The organism is Pseudomonas sp. AC070, from assembly GCF_979258635.1.
On record NZ_OZ409871.1, the window covers coordinates 4,479,533 to 4,495,359 of the forward strand.

Sequence of the window (15,827 nt, forward strand, 5' to 3'; positions counted from 1 at the left end):
CCTACGACTCGCACAATTTGTAGGAGCGGCTTTAGCCGCGATGCTTTTTTGCTTCAACTCGCTTAAAACCCTTGCCGCCGCTCTGCCCGCGCCACGCGCTGCGCCTCTTGCAGCCCTTCGGCCAGCACTTCCTGCACGTAGTGAATATGGCGATTGGAAACTTCACGCGCCTCTTCCGCGCGTCCGTCAATAATCGCTTGATACAGCTCGCCGTGCTGCTGCATGAGCATTTTGCGCGTCTCGCTGCGCAGGGCGTACATGCCGCCGATGTTGGTCACCACGTTGCGCTTGAGCAGGTCGAACAGCCCACGAATGGTGTGGAGCAAAACGGCGTTGTGGCTGGCTTCGGCGATCGCCAGATGAAAGCGTGCATCCGCCGCACCCTCTTCCGCACGACTGACTTTGCCTTCGCTGGCGTAGCACTGTTGCAGCGCTTCGAATGCCTCGCGCAGGCGCTGGTGGTCCAGTTCAGTGGCACGTTGCGCGGCATAAAACGCGCACGAGCCTTCGAGGGTGTGGCGAAACTCCAACAAGTCGCGTTGCGCCTCCGGGTTGCTTTCCAGCAGATGCAGCAGCGGATCACTGAACGTCGAGCCCAGCGACTCCGCCACATAGTTGCCGCCGCCCTGACGACTGACTAAAAGCCCCTTGGCCGCCAGCTTCTGAATGGCTTCGCGCAACGAAGGGCGCGACACGCCGAACTGTTCCGCCAGTGCTCGCTCGGCCGGCAAGCGCTCACCGGCTTTGAGCGTGCCCTCCAAAATCATGCGCTCGAGCTGCGAAACAATATCGTCCGACAAGCGGCGCTGCTGTATATGACCGAACCCCATGCCTTTCTCCGCTACGCCCGATTTCAACTCGCGACCGTTATGGCCTGCGCCTGAGACGCGTCGGCAGCAGCCTAACGACGGCGCCGTTCATCTCACAAGAATTACCTGACTCCGCCCACCCCAAGACCAAAGTCGTATGTAGGCAAATTGACAGAGTCCGTGTAGGGCTTTTACCCTGAGCCGTCGGATTTGTAAATTGGTATGACCAATTAACCGACGCACAAGTTGAGCACACCCATCCCGCCACAAGCGCCTGGACCGTGACCCAACACCCAGGCACACCCAACAATAATCAGGGAGCCAACCGACGATGCAAACCTGGCAACAGCTGTACACCCCATTGGGCAGTCTTGGGCTGTCCGCCCTGGCGGCCGTCGTACCGATCGTTTTCTTTTTCCTTGCGCTCGCCGTGTTTCGCCTCAAAGGCCACGTGGCGGGCAGCATCACCCTGGCGTTGTCTATCGTCATCGCCATCGTTGCCTTCCAGATGCCGGCGGACATGGCGTTTGCCGCTGCCGGCTACGGATTTATGTACGGCCTCTGGCCAATCGCGTGGATCATCGTCGCGGCGGTATTTCTCTACAAACTGACCGTGAAGAGCGGCCAGTTCGAAATCATCCGCAGCTCCGTGCTTTCCGTTACCGACGACCAACGCTTGCAGGTGTTGCTGATCGGTTTTGCCTTTGGCGCGTTCCTCGAAGGCGCGGCGGGCTTCGGCGCGCCAGTGGCGATTACCGCCGCGTTGCTCGTGGGCCTGGGTTTCAATCCGTTGTATGCGGCAGGCCTGTGCCTGATCGCCAACACGGCACCGGTGGCGTTCGGAGCGCTGGGCATTCCGATCATCGTCGCAGGCCAGGTAACCGGTATCGACGCCTTCAAGATCGGCGCCATGGCCGGCCGCCAACTGCCGCTGCTGTCGGTGATCGTGCCGTTCTGGCTGGTGGCGATGATGGATGGCTGGCGCGGCATTAAAGAAACCTGGCCCGCCGCCCTGGTGGCAGGTCTGTCGTTTGCGATCACTCAATACTTCACCTCGAACTTCATCGGCCCGGAACTGCCCGACATCACCTCCGCACTCGTCAGCCTGGTGTCGCTCACCTTGTTCCTGAAAGTGTGGCAGCCGCGTCGCAGCGCCAATGCGCAAATTGCCGGCGCTACGGGTGGCAGCGCAGTGGCGAGCGTGGGCGGTTTCGGCCAACCGCGTACCACCACCGCTTCGCCTTATAGCCTCGGTGAGATTTTCAAAGCCTGGTCGCCCTTCCTGATTCTCACCGTGCTGGTGACCATCTGGACGCTCAAGCCCTTCAAGGCCATGTTCGCGGCGGGCGGTGCGATGTACAGCACCGTGTTTAATTTCGCGATTCCGCACCTGGATCAGTTGGTGATCAAAACGGCGCCTATCGTTACCGCGCCAACGGCCATTCCGGCGATCTTCAAGCTCGATCCGATTTCAGCCACCGGCACGGCGATTTTCTTCTCAGCGCTCATCTCCATGCTGATCCTGAAAATCGATTTCAAAACTGGTCTGACCACTTTTAAGGAAACCCTGTACGAATTGCGCTGGCCGATCCTGTCCATCGGCATGGTGCTGGCCTTTGCCTTTGTCACCAACTACTCGGGCATGTCCTCGACCATGGCCTTGGTACTCGCTGGCACTGGCGCGGCCTTTCCGTTCTTCTCACCGTTCCTTGGCTGGCTGGGCGTGTTTCTGACCGGCTCGGACACCTCCTCCAATGCGCTCTTCAGCTCGTTGCAAGCCACCACCGCGCACCAGATCGGGGTGAACGACACCCTGTTGGTGGCCGCCAATACCAGCGGCGGCGTGACGGGCAAAATGATCTCGCCGCAGTCAATTGCCGTGGCCTGCGCCGCGACCGGCCTGGTGGGCAAGGAGTCGGATCTGTTCCGCTTCACCCTCAAGCACAGCCTGATCTTCGCCGCGTTTGTCGGTCTGATCACGCTGGCCCAGGCCTACTGGCTTACCGGCATGCTGGTGCATTAAACCCGCTGGCCCCGACCCGCGTTGCGGTGTCGGCGCTGAACTGAACGAGGCGGTTCGCCGCCTCGGGTCTTTTTCCACACGGGACGACCCTATGATTATTTCCGCCTCCTCCGACTACCGCATCGCCGCCCAGCGCAAGCTGCCGCCGTTTCTGTTCCATTACATCGACGGTGGCGCATACGCCGAGTACACCTTGCGGCGCAACGTAGAGGACTTGGCCAGCATCGCCCTGCGCCAGCGCGTCCTGCGCAATATGTCTGAGCTGAGCCTGGAAACCCGGCTGTTCAACGAAACCTTGGCCATGCCCGTGGCGCTGTCACCTGTTGGCCTGACAGGCATGTACGCGCGCCGGGGCGAAGTGCAGGCTGCCAAAGCCGCCGCCGCCAAAGGTATTCCGTTCACCTTGTCGACCGTTTCGGTGTGCCCCATCGAAGAAGTCGCGCCCGCCATCGACCGCCCCATGTGGTTCCAGCTGTACGTGCTTAAAGACCGTGGCTTTATGAAAAACGCCCTGGAGCGCGCCAAGGCAGCCGGTGTGACCACGCTGGTATTCACCGTCGACATGCCAGTGCCCGGCGCCCGCTACCGCGACGCGCATTCCGGCATGAGTGGCGCCAACGCGCCGATGCGCCGTATGTTGCAAGCCATTACCCACCCGAGCTGGGCGTGGGATGTCGGCCTGCTCGGCCGCCCGCATGACCTCGGCAATATCTCCGCATACCGGGGAAACCCCACCGGCTTGGCCGACTACATCGGCTGGCTGGGCGCCAACTTCGATCCCTCGATTTCGTGGAAAGACCTGGAGTGGATCCGCGATTTCTGGGACGGCCCCATGGTGATCAAAGGCATCCTCGACCCAGAAGACGCCAAAGACGCGGTGAAATTTGGCGCCGATGGCATCGTCGTCTCCAACCACGGCGGCCGCCAACTTGATGGCGTATTGTCCAGCGCGCGCGCCATGCCAGCCATTGCCGATGCGGTCAAAGGCGACCTGGCGATTCTGGCCGACTCCGGCATTCGCAACGGCCTCGACGTGGTGCGCATGATTGCCCTGGGCGCCGACACGGTCATGCTCGGCCGCGCGTTTATTTACGCCCTGGCCGCAGCGGGCGGCGCCGGTGTGACTAACCTGCTGGAGCTGATCGAAAAGGAAATACGCGTGGCCATGGTGCTGACGGGCGCCAAAACCATCGCCGACATCAACGCCGACTCACTGGTGCGCGAACTCGGCCAGCCCGTGATTGAGCAATTTCAGCAGTAACCCGCGCCATCGTTCAGGAGTTGCCCTTTGAGTTTGCCCACTGCTTTGCTCGCCGCCGTAGAACAGCTGATTCCGCGCGAACGGCGTTTCGACGATGCGCTGTCCACCTTGGCCTTCGGCACTGACGCCAGTTTTTATCGGCTGATTCCCAAGCTGGTCGTGCGTGTCGAAAGCGAAGACGAAGTGGTGCAACTGCTGCAATTGGCCCACGCCGAACAGGTGCCGGTCACCTTTCGCGCGGCCGGCACTAGCTTGTCCGGCCAGGCCATCAGCGACTCGGTGTTGATTGTTCTGGGCGACAACTGGAACGGCCGTGAGATTCGTCAGAACGGTGCGCAGATTCGTCTGCAACCTGGCGTCATCGGCGCCCAGGCCAACGCCTGGCTGGCGCCGTTCGGGCGCAAAATCGGCCCTGATCCGGCCTCGATCAACGCCTGCAAAATTGGCGGCATCGTCGCCAACAACGCCAGCGGCATGTGCTGCGGCACGGCACAAAACACCTACCACACGCTCGCCGGCATGCGCCTGGTATTAGCCGACGGCACGCGCCTGGACAACGAAGATCCGGTCAGCGTCGCCGCCTTTCACGGCACCCATGGCGCCCTGTTGGAGCAACTCGCTGAACTGGGCCGCAGCACCCGCGCCAACAGCGAGCTGGCGGCGAAAATTCGGCACAAATACCGGCTGAAAAACACCACCGGTTTGTCGCTCAACGCACTGGTCGACTACGACCAGCCGCTCGACATCCTCACTCACCTGCTGGTGGGCTCCGAAGGCACGCTCGGCTTTATCAGCGCAGTGACCTACGACACCGTCATCGACCATCCGCACAAAGCCTCGGCGCTGATCGTATTCACCGATGTAGAGAGCTGCTGCAACGCCGTGACCGTGCTGAAAAGCCAACCGGTTTCAGCGGTGGAACTGCTCGACCGACGCAGCCTGCGCTCGGTGGAAAACAAAGCCGGCATGCCGGCATTCGTTCGCCAATTGTCAGCGGGCGCGTGCGCGTTGCTAATCGAATCCCGCGCGGCCAGCGACAGTCTGCTGCACGAACAAATCGGCCTGATCATGGCCTCGCTCGCCGGCTTCCCCGTGGAAAAACAGGTCGACTTCAGCACCGACCCGACGGTGTACAACCAGCTCTGGGCGATTCGCAAAGACACCTTCCCTGCCGTCGGCGCCGTGCGCGAAACCGGCACCACGGTGATCATCGAAGACGTGACCTTTCCGGTCGAACACCTGGCCACCGGCGTCAACCGCCTGATTGCCCTGTTCGACAAGCACCGCTACGACGAGGCGATCCTGTTCGGCCATGCGCTGGAGGGCAATTTGCACTTCGTCTTCACCCAGGCCTTCGACACCCCGGAAAAAGTGGCGCGCTATTCGGCGTTTATGGATGACGTGGCGCAACTGGTTGCGGTGGAATTTGGTGGGTCGCTGAAAGCCGAACACGGCACCGGCCGCAACATGGCGCCGTTCGTGGAATTGGAATGGGGCAGCGACGCGTATCAACTGATGTGGCAGCTCAAACGCCTGCTCGATCCGCGCGGCATTCTCAACCCCGACGTGGTGCTCAGCGAGGATCCGCAGGTGCACCTCAAGCACCTGAAACCGCTGCCGGCCGCCGACGAGATCGTCGACAAATGCATTGAGTGCGGCTTCTGCGAGCCGGTGTGCCCATCGAAGGGCCTGACGCTGAGCCCGCGCCAACGCATCGTGATCTGGCGCGACATTCAAGCCAAGCAACGGGCTGGCCTCGACACCACCGACCTGGAGCGCGACTTCCATTACCAAGGCATCGACACCTGCGCCGCCACCGGCCTCTGTGCGCAGCGCTGTCCGGTCGGGATCAACACCGGCGAGCTGGTGAAAAAACTCCGCGCGCAAAGCGCCGATCAGGGCAAAGCCGCCGACTGGCTGAGCAACAATTTTCACACCGCCTTACAAGGCGCACGCTTCACCCTTCACGTCGCCAACGGCGCTCGCATGCTACTCGGCGCGCCACGCCTGGCGAAGGTTTCGGCGTGGTTTAGCAAGGCCTCGAAACAGCGCGTTCCGCAGTGGTCGCCGGCCATGCCGCAACCCGAACGGGCGGTTCGCTTCACCCCGCCGGTAGAAGATGCAAGGCCGCGCGTGGTGTACCTGGCGGCCTGCGCTTCCCGCGCAATGGGGCCAGCGGCGGGGGATCGGGAACAACAGTCGCTGTTCGGCAAAACCCAAAGTTTGCTGGAGAAAGCCGGCTATCAAGTGGTGTTTCCGAGCAATCTGGACAACCTCTGCTGCGGCCAGCCTTTCGCCTCGAAAGGCTACAACGAGCAGGCAGACGCCAAACGCCAGGAACTGATCAACGCCCTGCTTGAAGCCAGCCGTGGCGGGCTCGACCCGATCTATTGCGACACCAGCCCGTGCACGCTTCGACTGGTGCAAGACTTGGGCGAACAGCGGCTGGACCTCTACGACCCGGTGCGCTTCATCCGCACCCACTTGCTCGACAAGTTGACGTTCATCCCGCAGGACGCGCCCATCGCCGTACACGTAACGTGCAGCACCCAACACCTCGGCGAAAGCCAGGCACTGATCGACCTGGCGCGCCTGTGCAGCAAACACGTGGTGGTGCCCGAAGGCATTCATTGCTGTGGGTTCGCCGGCGACAAGGGCTTCACCACGCCACAACTAAACGCCCATGCCTTGCGCAGCTTGAAAGACGCCGTGCAGCACTGCGACGAAGGCATTTCCACCAGCCGCACCTGTGAAATCGGTCTGAGCCAACATAGCGGCATCGACTACCACAGCCTGGTTTATCTGGTGGATCGGGTGACGCAGCCGCGGGTGCCGTCGGCGTAGGGTTGGTGGTTGGGATTCAGTGCGAGCAGGACGGCATCAGTGCAGCGGGCCAATCGCGGCTGAAGCCGCTCCTACAAAAGTCGCGCGGGAAAAGGCTGGAAAAAACACTGAACCGCTTCGTTTAGGTGCAAGTCCATCTGTATACGCCCGCTGATAAAGCGGGTTTTGACAGTCTCGCCCCCTCACGGCTCCGCGAGCCCCAACCCGGGGTTCTGGACGAGAGCTGCAGCCACGAGAAGGAGATTCACCATGAAGCGCACCGCCTTGCTGTACCCAGCGGCACTACTGTCCGCGACTCTGATGGCATCACCTGTTTTCGCCGCCGACCTGTGCGAAGCCAACCTGCAGAAAATCCAGGACACCCTGACCACCAAGCAGGCCACGATGAGCGAGTCGCTGAAGACTCAAGTGATGGAACTGCAAACCTCCGCCAAGCAAGCGAAAGCCGCTGGCGATGAGAAGAAATGCGTAGAAGCCTCGGCCATGGCCGTGCAACGCCTCGAAGCGCCGAATACCGAAGGCAGCGGCGACAGCGGTGGCGGCAGCGGCGGTAGCTGATTGTCCGTTTTCGCGTAAATGAAAAGCCGGCGGTGTGCCGGCTTTTTTTTGGACGGAGTTTCGTCGCCGTCATGCGTCTTGCGTCGCCCTACTGATCAATCACCACCACTTCCACCAAGAGCTTCATCGCCACTTGCCGCAGCTCTTGCAAGTCCACGGGTTTGGCCAGGCAGTCTTGCGCGCCACGGCGCAGGGCGTCGGCGAACACGTCTTCGTCGGCAGCGGCGCTCACCACCAGCACCGGCACATCGCTGAGGTGCGGGGTGCGGCGCAGCAGGTCGAGAATATGCAGGCCATCGCCGTCGGGCAGGTCGAGGTCGAGCAGCACCAGGTCCGGCGTGAAACTTTCGAGCATGGCGTACGCGCGCTGTATGGACGCGGCACCCCGCACGTCCGCCATTCCTCGCAGGCCCTCCTGCAATACCCGCATGCACGCCGGGTGATCTTCCACACACATCACGGCCGCCAATTCCTTGCTTTCCTTCGCGGCTGCGGCGTCCGACGGTGTGCTGGTTTCCGGTGCGGCGGCGCTAGGCAGGTCGATCCAGAAACGGCTGCCAATGCCGGGCGTGCTCATCAACCCCAGCTCACCGTCCATCAATTCCGCCAATTCGCGGCTCAGCACCAAGCCGATGCCGGCGCCGGGGATGGTCGAGTTTTCCCAACCCAGACGCTGAAACGGCTGAAACAGTCGACTCTGTTGTTCTTCCGTCAGCCCCGGCCCGGTGTCCTGTACCCATAGACGAATGCCACTGGCCCGCACTTCGTACCCGAGGCTGACCATGCCTTGCGGGCTGTTGTATTTGATCGCGTTGGACAGCAGGTTGAGCATCACCTGCCGCACCCGACGGACATCGGCCCAGACGTACATGCCGGACTGTTCCGACGCCATCACCTGCAACTGCTGGCCACGTTGAGAGGCTTCCGGCTGCACCAACTCGGCACAACTGCGCAGCAGCTCCGCCACGTCGACAGAGGAAAACTGCAGTTGCTGGCGCCGGCTTTCGATGCTGGAGAGGTCGAGGATGTCTTCCACCAGCGAGGTTAAATGGCGACTGGCGTTAACGATCTCGCGGGCATAGTCGGCCTGCTGTTCGGCGCCGGGCTGCTCCTGGGCATCCAACTCGATCAACTGCGCAAAGCCGTAAATCGCGTTGAGCGGTGTGCGCAACTCGTGACTCATGCTCGACAGAAAACGGCTCTTGGCCTGGCTGGCTTCCTGCGCTTCGAGGCTGGTGCGGCGCAAGTCTTCCTGCACTTGTTTGAGCCCGGAAATATCTACGTGAGTGCCTGCCACGCGCATGGGTCGACCTTGCGCATCGCGTTCCAGCACTTTGCCGCGACTGAGCAGCCAGACGTAATTGCCCTCGGCGTCGGCGAAGCGATATTGCGCCTCGAAGGTGTCTTCGGTGCTGTCGGCAAAACCGAAACGTAGCTGACGCAAGCGGTCGAGATCGTCGGGGTGCACGCGCTGGTTGAACTCGGCAAATGTCAGGCACTGGATATTCAGACCGTAACGCTTCACGCCCCGCCCGCGCACGGTAATGGTCATGCTCCGCGCTTCAACTTCCCACAGGCTTTCGGTGGTGCTTTCGAGCACCAACTCCAGCTGGGCTTGGGCTTTGAAGCGCTCGTCTTCGCTGGCCTGAAGTTGCTGCCCGGTCTGCTGAGCCGCCTCGGCCATGTAGGCCAGTTCGTCGATCTCGATGTCGGTGGACTGCGGCTTGTAATTGCCTTTTCCCAGCTCGCCCATCATGTCCACCACGTCCGCCATGGGCTTGGCCAATTTGGCCGTCAGCAGCCGCGAGCGGCGCCACATCCAGGCGAAGAACAGCAGGTAGAAAAACACCAGACCGGCGATCAGCAGGTAGCCAATCTGCTGGTAGCGCTCGGCCAGATTTTCGGTGGCCTGGAAGATGTTTGCTTCATCCACCACAACCATCAAACGCCAGCCGGTTTGCGGAATTTCGCTCCAGGCCACCAGCTGCTTACGGCCGCCCAGCATCACTTCTTTCACATCGCTGCGGCTGGCGGTCATGGCTTGCAGCAACGGCTGCAAATCGCGGCGGTCTTTCAGGTTGAAGTCGTCGGGCTTGAGCACCTCGCGCCGCACCGCTTCGGCGTAGCTGTATTCGGTCAGTTCGTTAAGGCCAAAATCCTGCTCGCCGGCAGCGGGCAAGGCGATGACTTTCTGATCGCGGCTGACCAGCACGGCATAGCCATGCCAGGGCACTTGCAGGTTGCCGATTTCGCTGACCATCTGGCCGACCGTGATGTCGAGCCCGACCACACCTTCAAGAAAATTGTCACGGTACACCGGCGCCACTGCCGACATCATCCAGCCCTGGCCGGCGGGGTCGAGATACACGTCGGTCCACACCACCTTGCGCTCGGGGTTGTGCTTGGCGTCGGCCAGGTAATAGAAGTTGTAATCGGGGATGACCATGTCGTGGGCATAGCGATCCGGCGTCATGAAGAACGGGTAGATGCGGTTGTAGCTGTCCCAACTGTTGAAATACAGCGCTGACACCAGCGGGTTGGCGTCGCGTATCCAGCGCATCAACTCGTCCACGCGGGACAGGCGCAGCACTTTGTCGTGGTCCTGTTTTTCCACCGGTGTGGCATTGGAATAGAACGACGCGGCGCGGCCCTCGTCGCGGTGGCTGTAATGCACGCCGTCTGGCGTTGTGGAATAGCGCGAACGCTCCACTGCATCCGGCTGATAGGTGGGATCAGATAACGCGCGGGTGGTGGCGGCCTGGTAGATTTTCGTCTGCGCCTCCAAGCCCTCGAGGCGTCGGCCGATAATCTCACCCTCGCGCTGCACCGCACCGGTTAAATCCTGAGCGGCGCGCTGTTGCAGGTAGTCCAACTGGGTGTCGCGAATGGCTGTGTTGGTGAGCAGGTACACGGCAATCAGCACCGACTCCACCAGCACCAGAGGAATCAACGCACTTTGCAAAAACGCGCGCCAAATCCATTGGCGCAAGGGGTAACGCGGGCTACACGGCATAGGGCAGGTCTCAGCAATAACTGCACGTTACGACAGAATACTTATGAGCCTAATCTTATAGCCTGTTGGCGCCGATGGCGTACGGCAAGCTGGTCGACGCGCTGGAACCTTTGCAGTAGACTGCCGGTCCCAATCGTTAACCACGATAGGTTTTGGGGCCGATTAGGATTCGACGCCGGTTACAAAACTTGAGGGGCATGCCGAGTTGGTAACAGAACTCGTAAATCCACTGTTGCAAAACTCTATAATTGCCAATGATGACAATTACGGTGCCCAACTAGCTGCGTAAGCAGCCTAGTCGCACTTCTGGTAGCTTCGGCTCCAGCAATCATGAGGGGATGTCTGTAAACCCAAAATGATTGTCATATAGAACAGAATCGCCGCGTAGTACGTTGTGGACGAAACGGCTAAAACTTACACAACTCGCCCAAAGCACCCTGCCCGTCGGGCGGCTGAGGGTTAACTCAATAGACACGGCTAAGCATGTAGAACCGACAGCAGCGGACTGGCGGACGGGGGTTCAAATCCCCCCGGCTCCACCAAATACGGAAACCCCGAAGGCGCAAACCTTCGGGGTTTTTCTTTGGGCGGTGGACTAACGAAGTTGCCGCTCCAACCGCTACGACGCTGAACCGTCTATTTAGCGCAAACGTCGCTGCACCCCTCAGGCAATCGCAGCGAAGCCACATTGACGCAGTCCTTTTCGTTGCGCTCAAGCCCGTCGCAGGTGCGTTTATAAGCTTGGTCCGCGGCATCTTTCAGCAGATTCCAATCCGATTCGCAGATCACTGCGCGCGCTAGCAGCTCATCGGCGCGCGTCATCAGGGTTCGATGGAAATCCTCGGGGAAGCCCAGGCGATACACGTCGTCTTCAAGCAGGAATCGCCAGGCTGCCATTTCCTTCGCGCGTTCGGTTTCACTCATGGGCGTCGTCCTTCTCATGCCTCATGTGTTTCGATCTCTTCAAGGGTTTAAGTCCGGGTCTTGATTCTCGTGCGTCTCTCCCGGCTCCCCCACCGGTCCCGTGGGCTGCGGCACTTTTTCTTTGTTGATGCCGGGTGGCGGCGCCAGTTGCAGCAATTCGCTGGTGTAGGCCCATTCTTGCTCGACACGTTCGGGGCTGTCGTTCAGATGAGTGCCGTAGCTGGGAATAATCTGGTGCAGCTTTTCCTGCCATGCAGGCGTTTCCACTTGGTCTTTGAAGGACTTTTTCAGCACTTCAAGCATGATCGGCGCAGCAGTCGAAGCGCCCGGCGAAGCACCGAGCAGGCCGGCGATGGTGCCGTCCTAGGAGGTGACTACTTCGGTGCCCAGTTTCAGCACCCCACCCTTATCTTCGTCTCGCTTGATGATCTGCACGCGCTGGCCGGCCTGTACCAAGCGCCAGTCTTCTTTCTTGGCTTGTGGGAAGTACTGTTGCAGCGCTTCGAAACGGTCATCGTCCGATTGCATCACTTGGCCAATCAGGTACTGCACCAAGTCGAATTCACGCAGCCCAACACGGGTCATGGGCCAGACGTTCTCGGTGGTGGTGCTGCTGAACAGATCCCAGAACGAGCCCTCTTTGAGGAATTTGGTGGAGAACGTAGCGAAGGGTCCGAACAAAATCACGCGCTTGCCGTCGAGTACGCGGGTGTCCAGGTGCGGAACCGACATGGGCGGCGCCCCGGTCGGCGCGATGCCGTAGGCCTTGGCCATGTGCTGCTCGGCGATGGTCGGGTTTTCCGTGACCAGGAACGAGCCGCCTACCGGGAAGCCGCCGTATTCGTGAGCTTCGGGTATGTCGGATTTCTGTAGCAGCTTCAACGCACCACCACCGGCGCCGACGAAGAGAAATTTGGTATCGGTGGCGCCTTCGCTGCCGTCTTTCAGGTTCTTGTATTCGACGTGCCAGGAGCCGTCGTCGTTGCGAGTGATGTCCTGCACTTCGGTGGACAGTTTTAGCGCGAAGTTAGGCTGACTCTGCAAATGGCCGACGAATTGGCGGGTGATTTCGCCAAAGTTCACGTCGGTGCCGATGGGGGTCCAGGTGGCGGCGAGCTTCTGGTTGGGGTCGCGGCCTTCCATCATTAGCGGCACCCATTGCTTGATTTGCTCCGGGTCTTCGGAATATTGCATCGGCCGGAACAGCGGGCTCGCCTGCAGCGCCTCGTAGCGTTTTTTCAGGAATTTTATGTTGTCGTCACCCCATACAAAACTCATATGCGGCGTGGAATTGATGAAGGAACGCGGGTTTTTCAGCGCCCCTTTTTTCACCTGCCAGGCGAGGAATTGCCGGGTGATCTGGAACGATTCGTTGATCTCCACCGCCTTGCTGATCGAGACGTTGCCGTTCTCGTCCATCGGCGTGTAGTTCAACTCGGCCAGTGCCGAGTGGCCGGTACCCGCGTTGTTCCAACCGTTCGAGCTTTCTTCGGCTACGCCGTCGAGGCGCTCGATCATTTCCATCGACCAACCGGGCTCCAGCTCGTTTAGCCAGATCGCCAAGGTCGAACTCATGATGCCGCCGCCCACCATCAGCACATCCACCTTCTTCGTTTCTGCGGCCAACGCGCTTTGCATGCCCAGCGAAACACACAGCCCTAGCGAGGCCAGCTTAAAAGTCGTGTTCATGAATCACCTCTAAAAAATCAGGGCACATACGCTTGGGAACGGGTCGAGCGGACAGCCTCTAAGGGTTTTAAAAAGTGGCAGCGGCTTCCCACGCTGCCGGCGAAGCGGGCGAGGAAATCTGCAGAAGTCGGAGAGTCGACGGTGAGGCTTCGGAGTTTGTTCAACCTCTGTGACCGTCGGCCGCGAGGTTGCGAATTCGACTAAAAGCACGTCGCCGCTTGCCGAATCCCTAAGCGAATCGCTGCAGAAACGACGCGAGGTACGAGCAACGACACGGTGTGAACGATTTTCTTGACTGCCAGGTCAATTAGTTATCCGCTCACTCGCACAGGAAACGTGTCATGCCTCAATTCACCATCCATTACCGCTTCGAAGCCGAACCGCGCTCGTATGCCATCGATACCGAGCACGCACAGCTAAGCCAGGCCGACGCCGTGCGCCACCTTATTGAGCTGCACCATGGGGATGCCGAAAACAGCCTGTTGATGCCTGACGCCGAGGCAAGCGAAGCCGAGGTGCTGGAACAGGCGGAGGTTCTAAAAATTACTGATGTGCAGGTCCAAGCCGGCAGTGAATAGCGCCTCTGTCGCTGCAACAAAAACGCCCGCTTCGTGAGAATGCGGGCGTTTTTTTATCGGCGATGCGTGCTTGGCTAATCGGTATCAGACGCCGGCGCACTGGCTTTCCCGTCGCGCTGCTCATCCCACCAACGCATCACCTGCTCGCCAAACTCCGGCGGTGCTTTGCGGCCGAAGCGGCGGGCGATATCGAGCACGGTTTGTTGCGCAAGCGCTTCCTCCATGCGCTTTTGCGCGGTGAGCATGACGGCATGAACGCCGCAGGTTCCGGCCATTGCCCATTCGGGCGGGGAACCGTCAAACACGGCGCAGCGCTCGCGCACGTTTCGGCAATCGAAGATGGATTTCTCGCCATCAATGGCACGCACGATATCGAGCATGGTGATCTCGTCCGCTGGGCGCGCGAGCTTGAAGCCGCCGCGTACGCCCGTGGTGGCAACCACCAACTCGGCCTTGGCCAGCCGGGTAAAAATCTTGGCGAGCAGTTCCGGCGGTACGCCTTGCAATTCTGCCAAAGCACGCACGCTGGCCTCGCGGCTATCACCCTTCTCGTCCGCTAACCACAACATGCAGTGGATGCCGTACTCCACACCTGCGCTGTACAAAGCCACTCTAAACTCCGACTAATATTGTCGCACACATGATGCGAACGCTTTGATATTTTATCAACCAAAAACAAATTTCGACTTTCGCAGAATGCCAGTCAAACCGTACAAGTCCCTGTTATTACACAAGAAATACACGCACCAAACGAAACCTAGTCGTTCAGCCTAAAAAATCCCCTTGAAGCACTTAACTCCGACCACTATAGTCGGCGTTACGAGAGCGACAGCCTGCCCGGGCCTAAGGCGATCGATGTACTCGTTTTTGAGCGGCTTTTTCCTTCCCATAAAAGAGATAAGAACATGAAACAACGCATTCTGATCGTCGGCGCGGGCTTTGCGGGTATGTGGAGCGCCCTGAGCGCAGCACGTCTGCTGGACCAACACCATCACACCGACACCGAAGTAGCGGTGCTCGCACCGCAAGCCGAGCTGCGCATTCGCCCGCGTTTCTATGAGCCCAACGTTCACGGCATGACTGCGCCGCTGGGCGAGCTGTTCGACGCGGTCGGGGTTCGCTTTGTGCAGGGCAGCGTGGAAGAAATTGACGTCGCCGGCAAGCAGGTCGGTTACCGGGACGGCGCAGGCGTGCTCGCTACGCTCACTTACGACCGCCTGGTGTTGGCCAGCGGTAGCACGGTGTGGCGGCCGGAGCTGCCAGGGCTTGAGCACGCGTTTGACGTCGATCAAATCGAACACGCCATGCAGCTGGAACAGCACCTGAAAGCCCTGAGCCAACGCCCTGCCTCTACGGCGCGCAACACCGTGGTGGTGGCGGGTGGCGGATTTACCGGTATCGAAACGGCGACCGAGATGCCGGCGCGGCTGCGCGCAGCACTCGGGGCCGATGCGGATGTACGGGTGATTGTGGTTGATCGCGGCGGCCAAATCGGCGGCGCAATGGGCGACGGTCCCCAGCAGCTGGTTGCCCAGGCGTGTGAAGAACTGGGTGTCGAATGGCGGCTGAACAGCAGCGTCGCCTCGGTAGACGCCACTGGCGTGACCCTCGCGGATGGTCAACGTATCGAAGCCCACACCGTCATCTGGACCGTCGGCGTGCGGGCGAGCGCCCTCACCGCACAGGTGCCGGGCGAGCGGGATAACCAAGGCCGCTTACACGTGGACCGGAACCTGAAAGTGCTGGGCCAGGCCGACGTTTATGCCACGGGCGATGTGGCCTGCGCGCAGGTCGACGACAGCGGTAATCACGCGCTGATGACCTGCCAACATGCCATCGCCCTGGGCCGCTCGGCCGGCAATAACGCGGCCGCCGACTTGCTGGGCGTCGCGCCTATTGCCTACAGCCAGGTCAAGTACGTTACGTGCCTGGACTTGGGCGCTTGGGGAGCGGTGTTTACCGAGGGCTGGCAACGCGAGGTGAAATTTGTGCGCGAGGAAGGCAAGCGGATCAAAAGTGAAATCAACGGCTTCTGGATTTATCCGCCTAAAGCCGATCGCGCCGAGGCGTTGGCGGCAGCCGATCCGTTGATTCCTGTGGTGGCGTAAGCGGGAAAACAGGCACACCA

Annotated in this window: 10 protein-coding genes, 1 other RNA gene and 1 pseudogene; 7 read left to right on the forward strand and 5 right to left on the reverse strand. The window is 60.5% G+C overall.

What is annotated here, in order from left to right; all coding sequences use genetic code 11:
- Positions 1–62: 62 nt before the first annotated feature.
- Positions 63–830, reverse strand: coding sequence for an FCD domain-containing protein (locus ACZZ0Q_RS20040; RefSeq protein WP_463381667.1), 768 nt, complete (start codon positions 828–830; stop codon positions 63–65).
- Positions 831–1,140: 310 nt separating this feature from the next.
- On the opposite strand from ACZZ0Q_RS20040, the gene ACZZ0Q_RS20045 reads away from it, so the two are divergent.
- The 4 genes from ACZZ0Q_RS20045 to ACZZ0Q_RS20060 all read left to right on the forward strand — a co-directional run bounded on the left by ACZZ0Q_RS20045 (position 1,141) and on the right by ACZZ0Q_RS20060 (position 7,495).
- Positions 1,141–2,832, forward strand: a complete 1,692-nt coding sequence (locus ACZZ0Q_RS20045) for a lactate permease LctP family transporter (RefSeq protein ID WP_463541044.1) — start codon at positions 1,141–1,143, stop codon at positions 2,830–2,832.
- Between the two features lie 91 nt (positions 2,833–2,923).
- Positions 2,924–4,093: an FMN-dependent L-lactate dehydrogenase LldD gene (lldD, locus tag ACZZ0Q_RS20050; protein ID WP_122493085.1), complete on the forward strand. Its 1,170-nt coding sequence runs from the start codon at positions 2,924–2,926 to the stop codon at positions 4,091–4,093.
- A gap of 27 nt (positions 4,094–4,120) precedes the next feature.
- A complete protein-coding gene (locus ACZZ0Q_RS20055; RefSeq protein WP_463541043.1) occupies positions 4,121–6,937 on the forward strand; it encodes an FAD-binding and (Fe-S)-binding domain-containing protein in 2,817 nt (938 codons plus the stop codon).
- A gap of 249 nt (positions 6,938–7,186) precedes the next feature.
- Positions 7,187–7,495, forward strand: a complete 309-nt coding sequence (locus tag ACZZ0Q_RS20060) for a hypothetical protein (RefSeq protein WP_122493087.1) — start codon at positions 7,187–7,189, stop codon at positions 7,493–7,495.
- Between the two features lie 88 nt (positions 7,496–7,583).
- Here ACZZ0Q_RS20060 and ACZZ0Q_RS20065 read toward each other — a convergent pair whose 3' ends face one another.
- Positions 7,584–10,508, reverse strand: a complete 2,925-nt coding sequence (locus tag ACZZ0Q_RS20065) for a response regulator (protein ID WP_463541042.1) — start codon at positions 10,506–10,508, stop codon at positions 7,584–7,586.
- Between the two features lie 154 nt (positions 10,509–10,662).
- Here ACZZ0Q_RS20065 and ssrA point away from each other — a divergent pair.
- Positions 10,663–11,050, forward strand: a transfer-messenger RNA (tmRNA) gene (ssrA, locus tag ACZZ0Q_RS20070).
- Between the two features lie 94 nt (positions 11,051–11,144).
- Here the strand turns inward: ssrA and ACZZ0Q_RS20075 are convergent.
- A complete protein-coding gene (locus ACZZ0Q_RS20075) occupies positions 11,145–11,432 on the reverse strand; it encodes a hypothetical protein (protein ID WP_463541041.1) in 288 nt (95 codons plus the stop codon).
- Between the two features lie 39 nt (positions 11,433–11,471).
- A pseudogene (gene mqo / locus ACZZ0Q_RS20080) lies at positions 11,472–13,121 on the reverse strand (malate dehydrogenase (quinone)).
- A gap of 341 nt (positions 13,122–13,462) precedes the next feature.
- Here mqo and ACZZ0Q_RS20085 point away from each other — a divergent pair.
- Complete coding sequence (locus ACZZ0Q_RS20085; protein WP_463541040.1) at positions 13,463–13,699, forward strand: hypothetical protein; 237 nt, start codon at positions 13,463–13,465, stop codon at positions 13,697–13,699.
- Positions 13,700–13,773: 74 nt separating this feature from the next.
- On the opposite strand, the gene ACZZ0Q_RS20090 is transcribed toward ACZZ0Q_RS20085, so the two are convergent.
- Positions 13,774–14,310, reverse strand: a complete 537-nt coding sequence (locus tag ACZZ0Q_RS20090; protein ID WP_463541039.1) for an RrF2 family transcriptional regulator — start codon at positions 14,308–14,310, stop codon at positions 13,774–13,776.
- A gap of 294 nt (positions 14,311–14,604) precedes the next feature.
- On the opposite strand from ACZZ0Q_RS20090, the gene ACZZ0Q_RS20095 reads away from it, so the two are divergent.
- Entirely contained in the window at positions 14,605–15,807 is a 1,203-nt protein-coding gene (locus tag ACZZ0Q_RS20095) for an NAD(P)/FAD-dependent oxidoreductase (protein WP_463541038.1), read from the forward strand.
- Positions 15,808–15,827: the final 20 nt, after the last annotated feature.

Coding starts and splice junctions, on each gene's coding strand:
- ACZZ0Q_RS20045 (WP_463541044.1), top strand. CDS start 1,141: ATGCAAACCTGGCAACAGCTGTACACCCCATTGGGCAGTCTTGGGCTG.
- ACZZ0Q_RS20075 (WP_463541041.1), bottom strand. CDS start 11,432: ATGAGTGAAACCGAACGCGCGAAGGAAATGGCAGCCTGGCGATTCCTG.
- ACZZ0Q_RS20060 (WP_122493087.1), top strand. CDS start 7,187: ATGAAGCGCACCGCCTTGCTGTACCCAGCGGCACTACTGTCCGCGACT.
- lldD (WP_122493085.1), top strand. CDS start 2,924: ATGATTATTTCCGCCTCCTCCGACTACCGCATCGCCGCCCAGCGCAAG.
- ACZZ0Q_RS20065 (WP_463541042.1), bottom strand. CDS start 10,508: ATGCCGTGTAGCCCGCGTTACCCCTTGCGCCAATGGATTTGGCGCGCG.
- ACZZ0Q_RS20040 (WP_463381667.1), bottom strand. CDS start 830: ATGGGGTTCGGTCATATACAGCAGCGCCGCTTGTCGGACGATATTGTT.
- ACZZ0Q_RS20095 (WP_463541038.1), top strand. CDS start 14,605: ATGAAACAACGCATTCTGATCGTCGGCGCGGGCTTTGCGGGTATGTGG.
- ACZZ0Q_RS20085 (WP_463541040.1), top strand. CDS start 13,463: ATGCCTCAATTCACCATCCATTACCGCTTCGAAGCCGAACCGCGCTCG.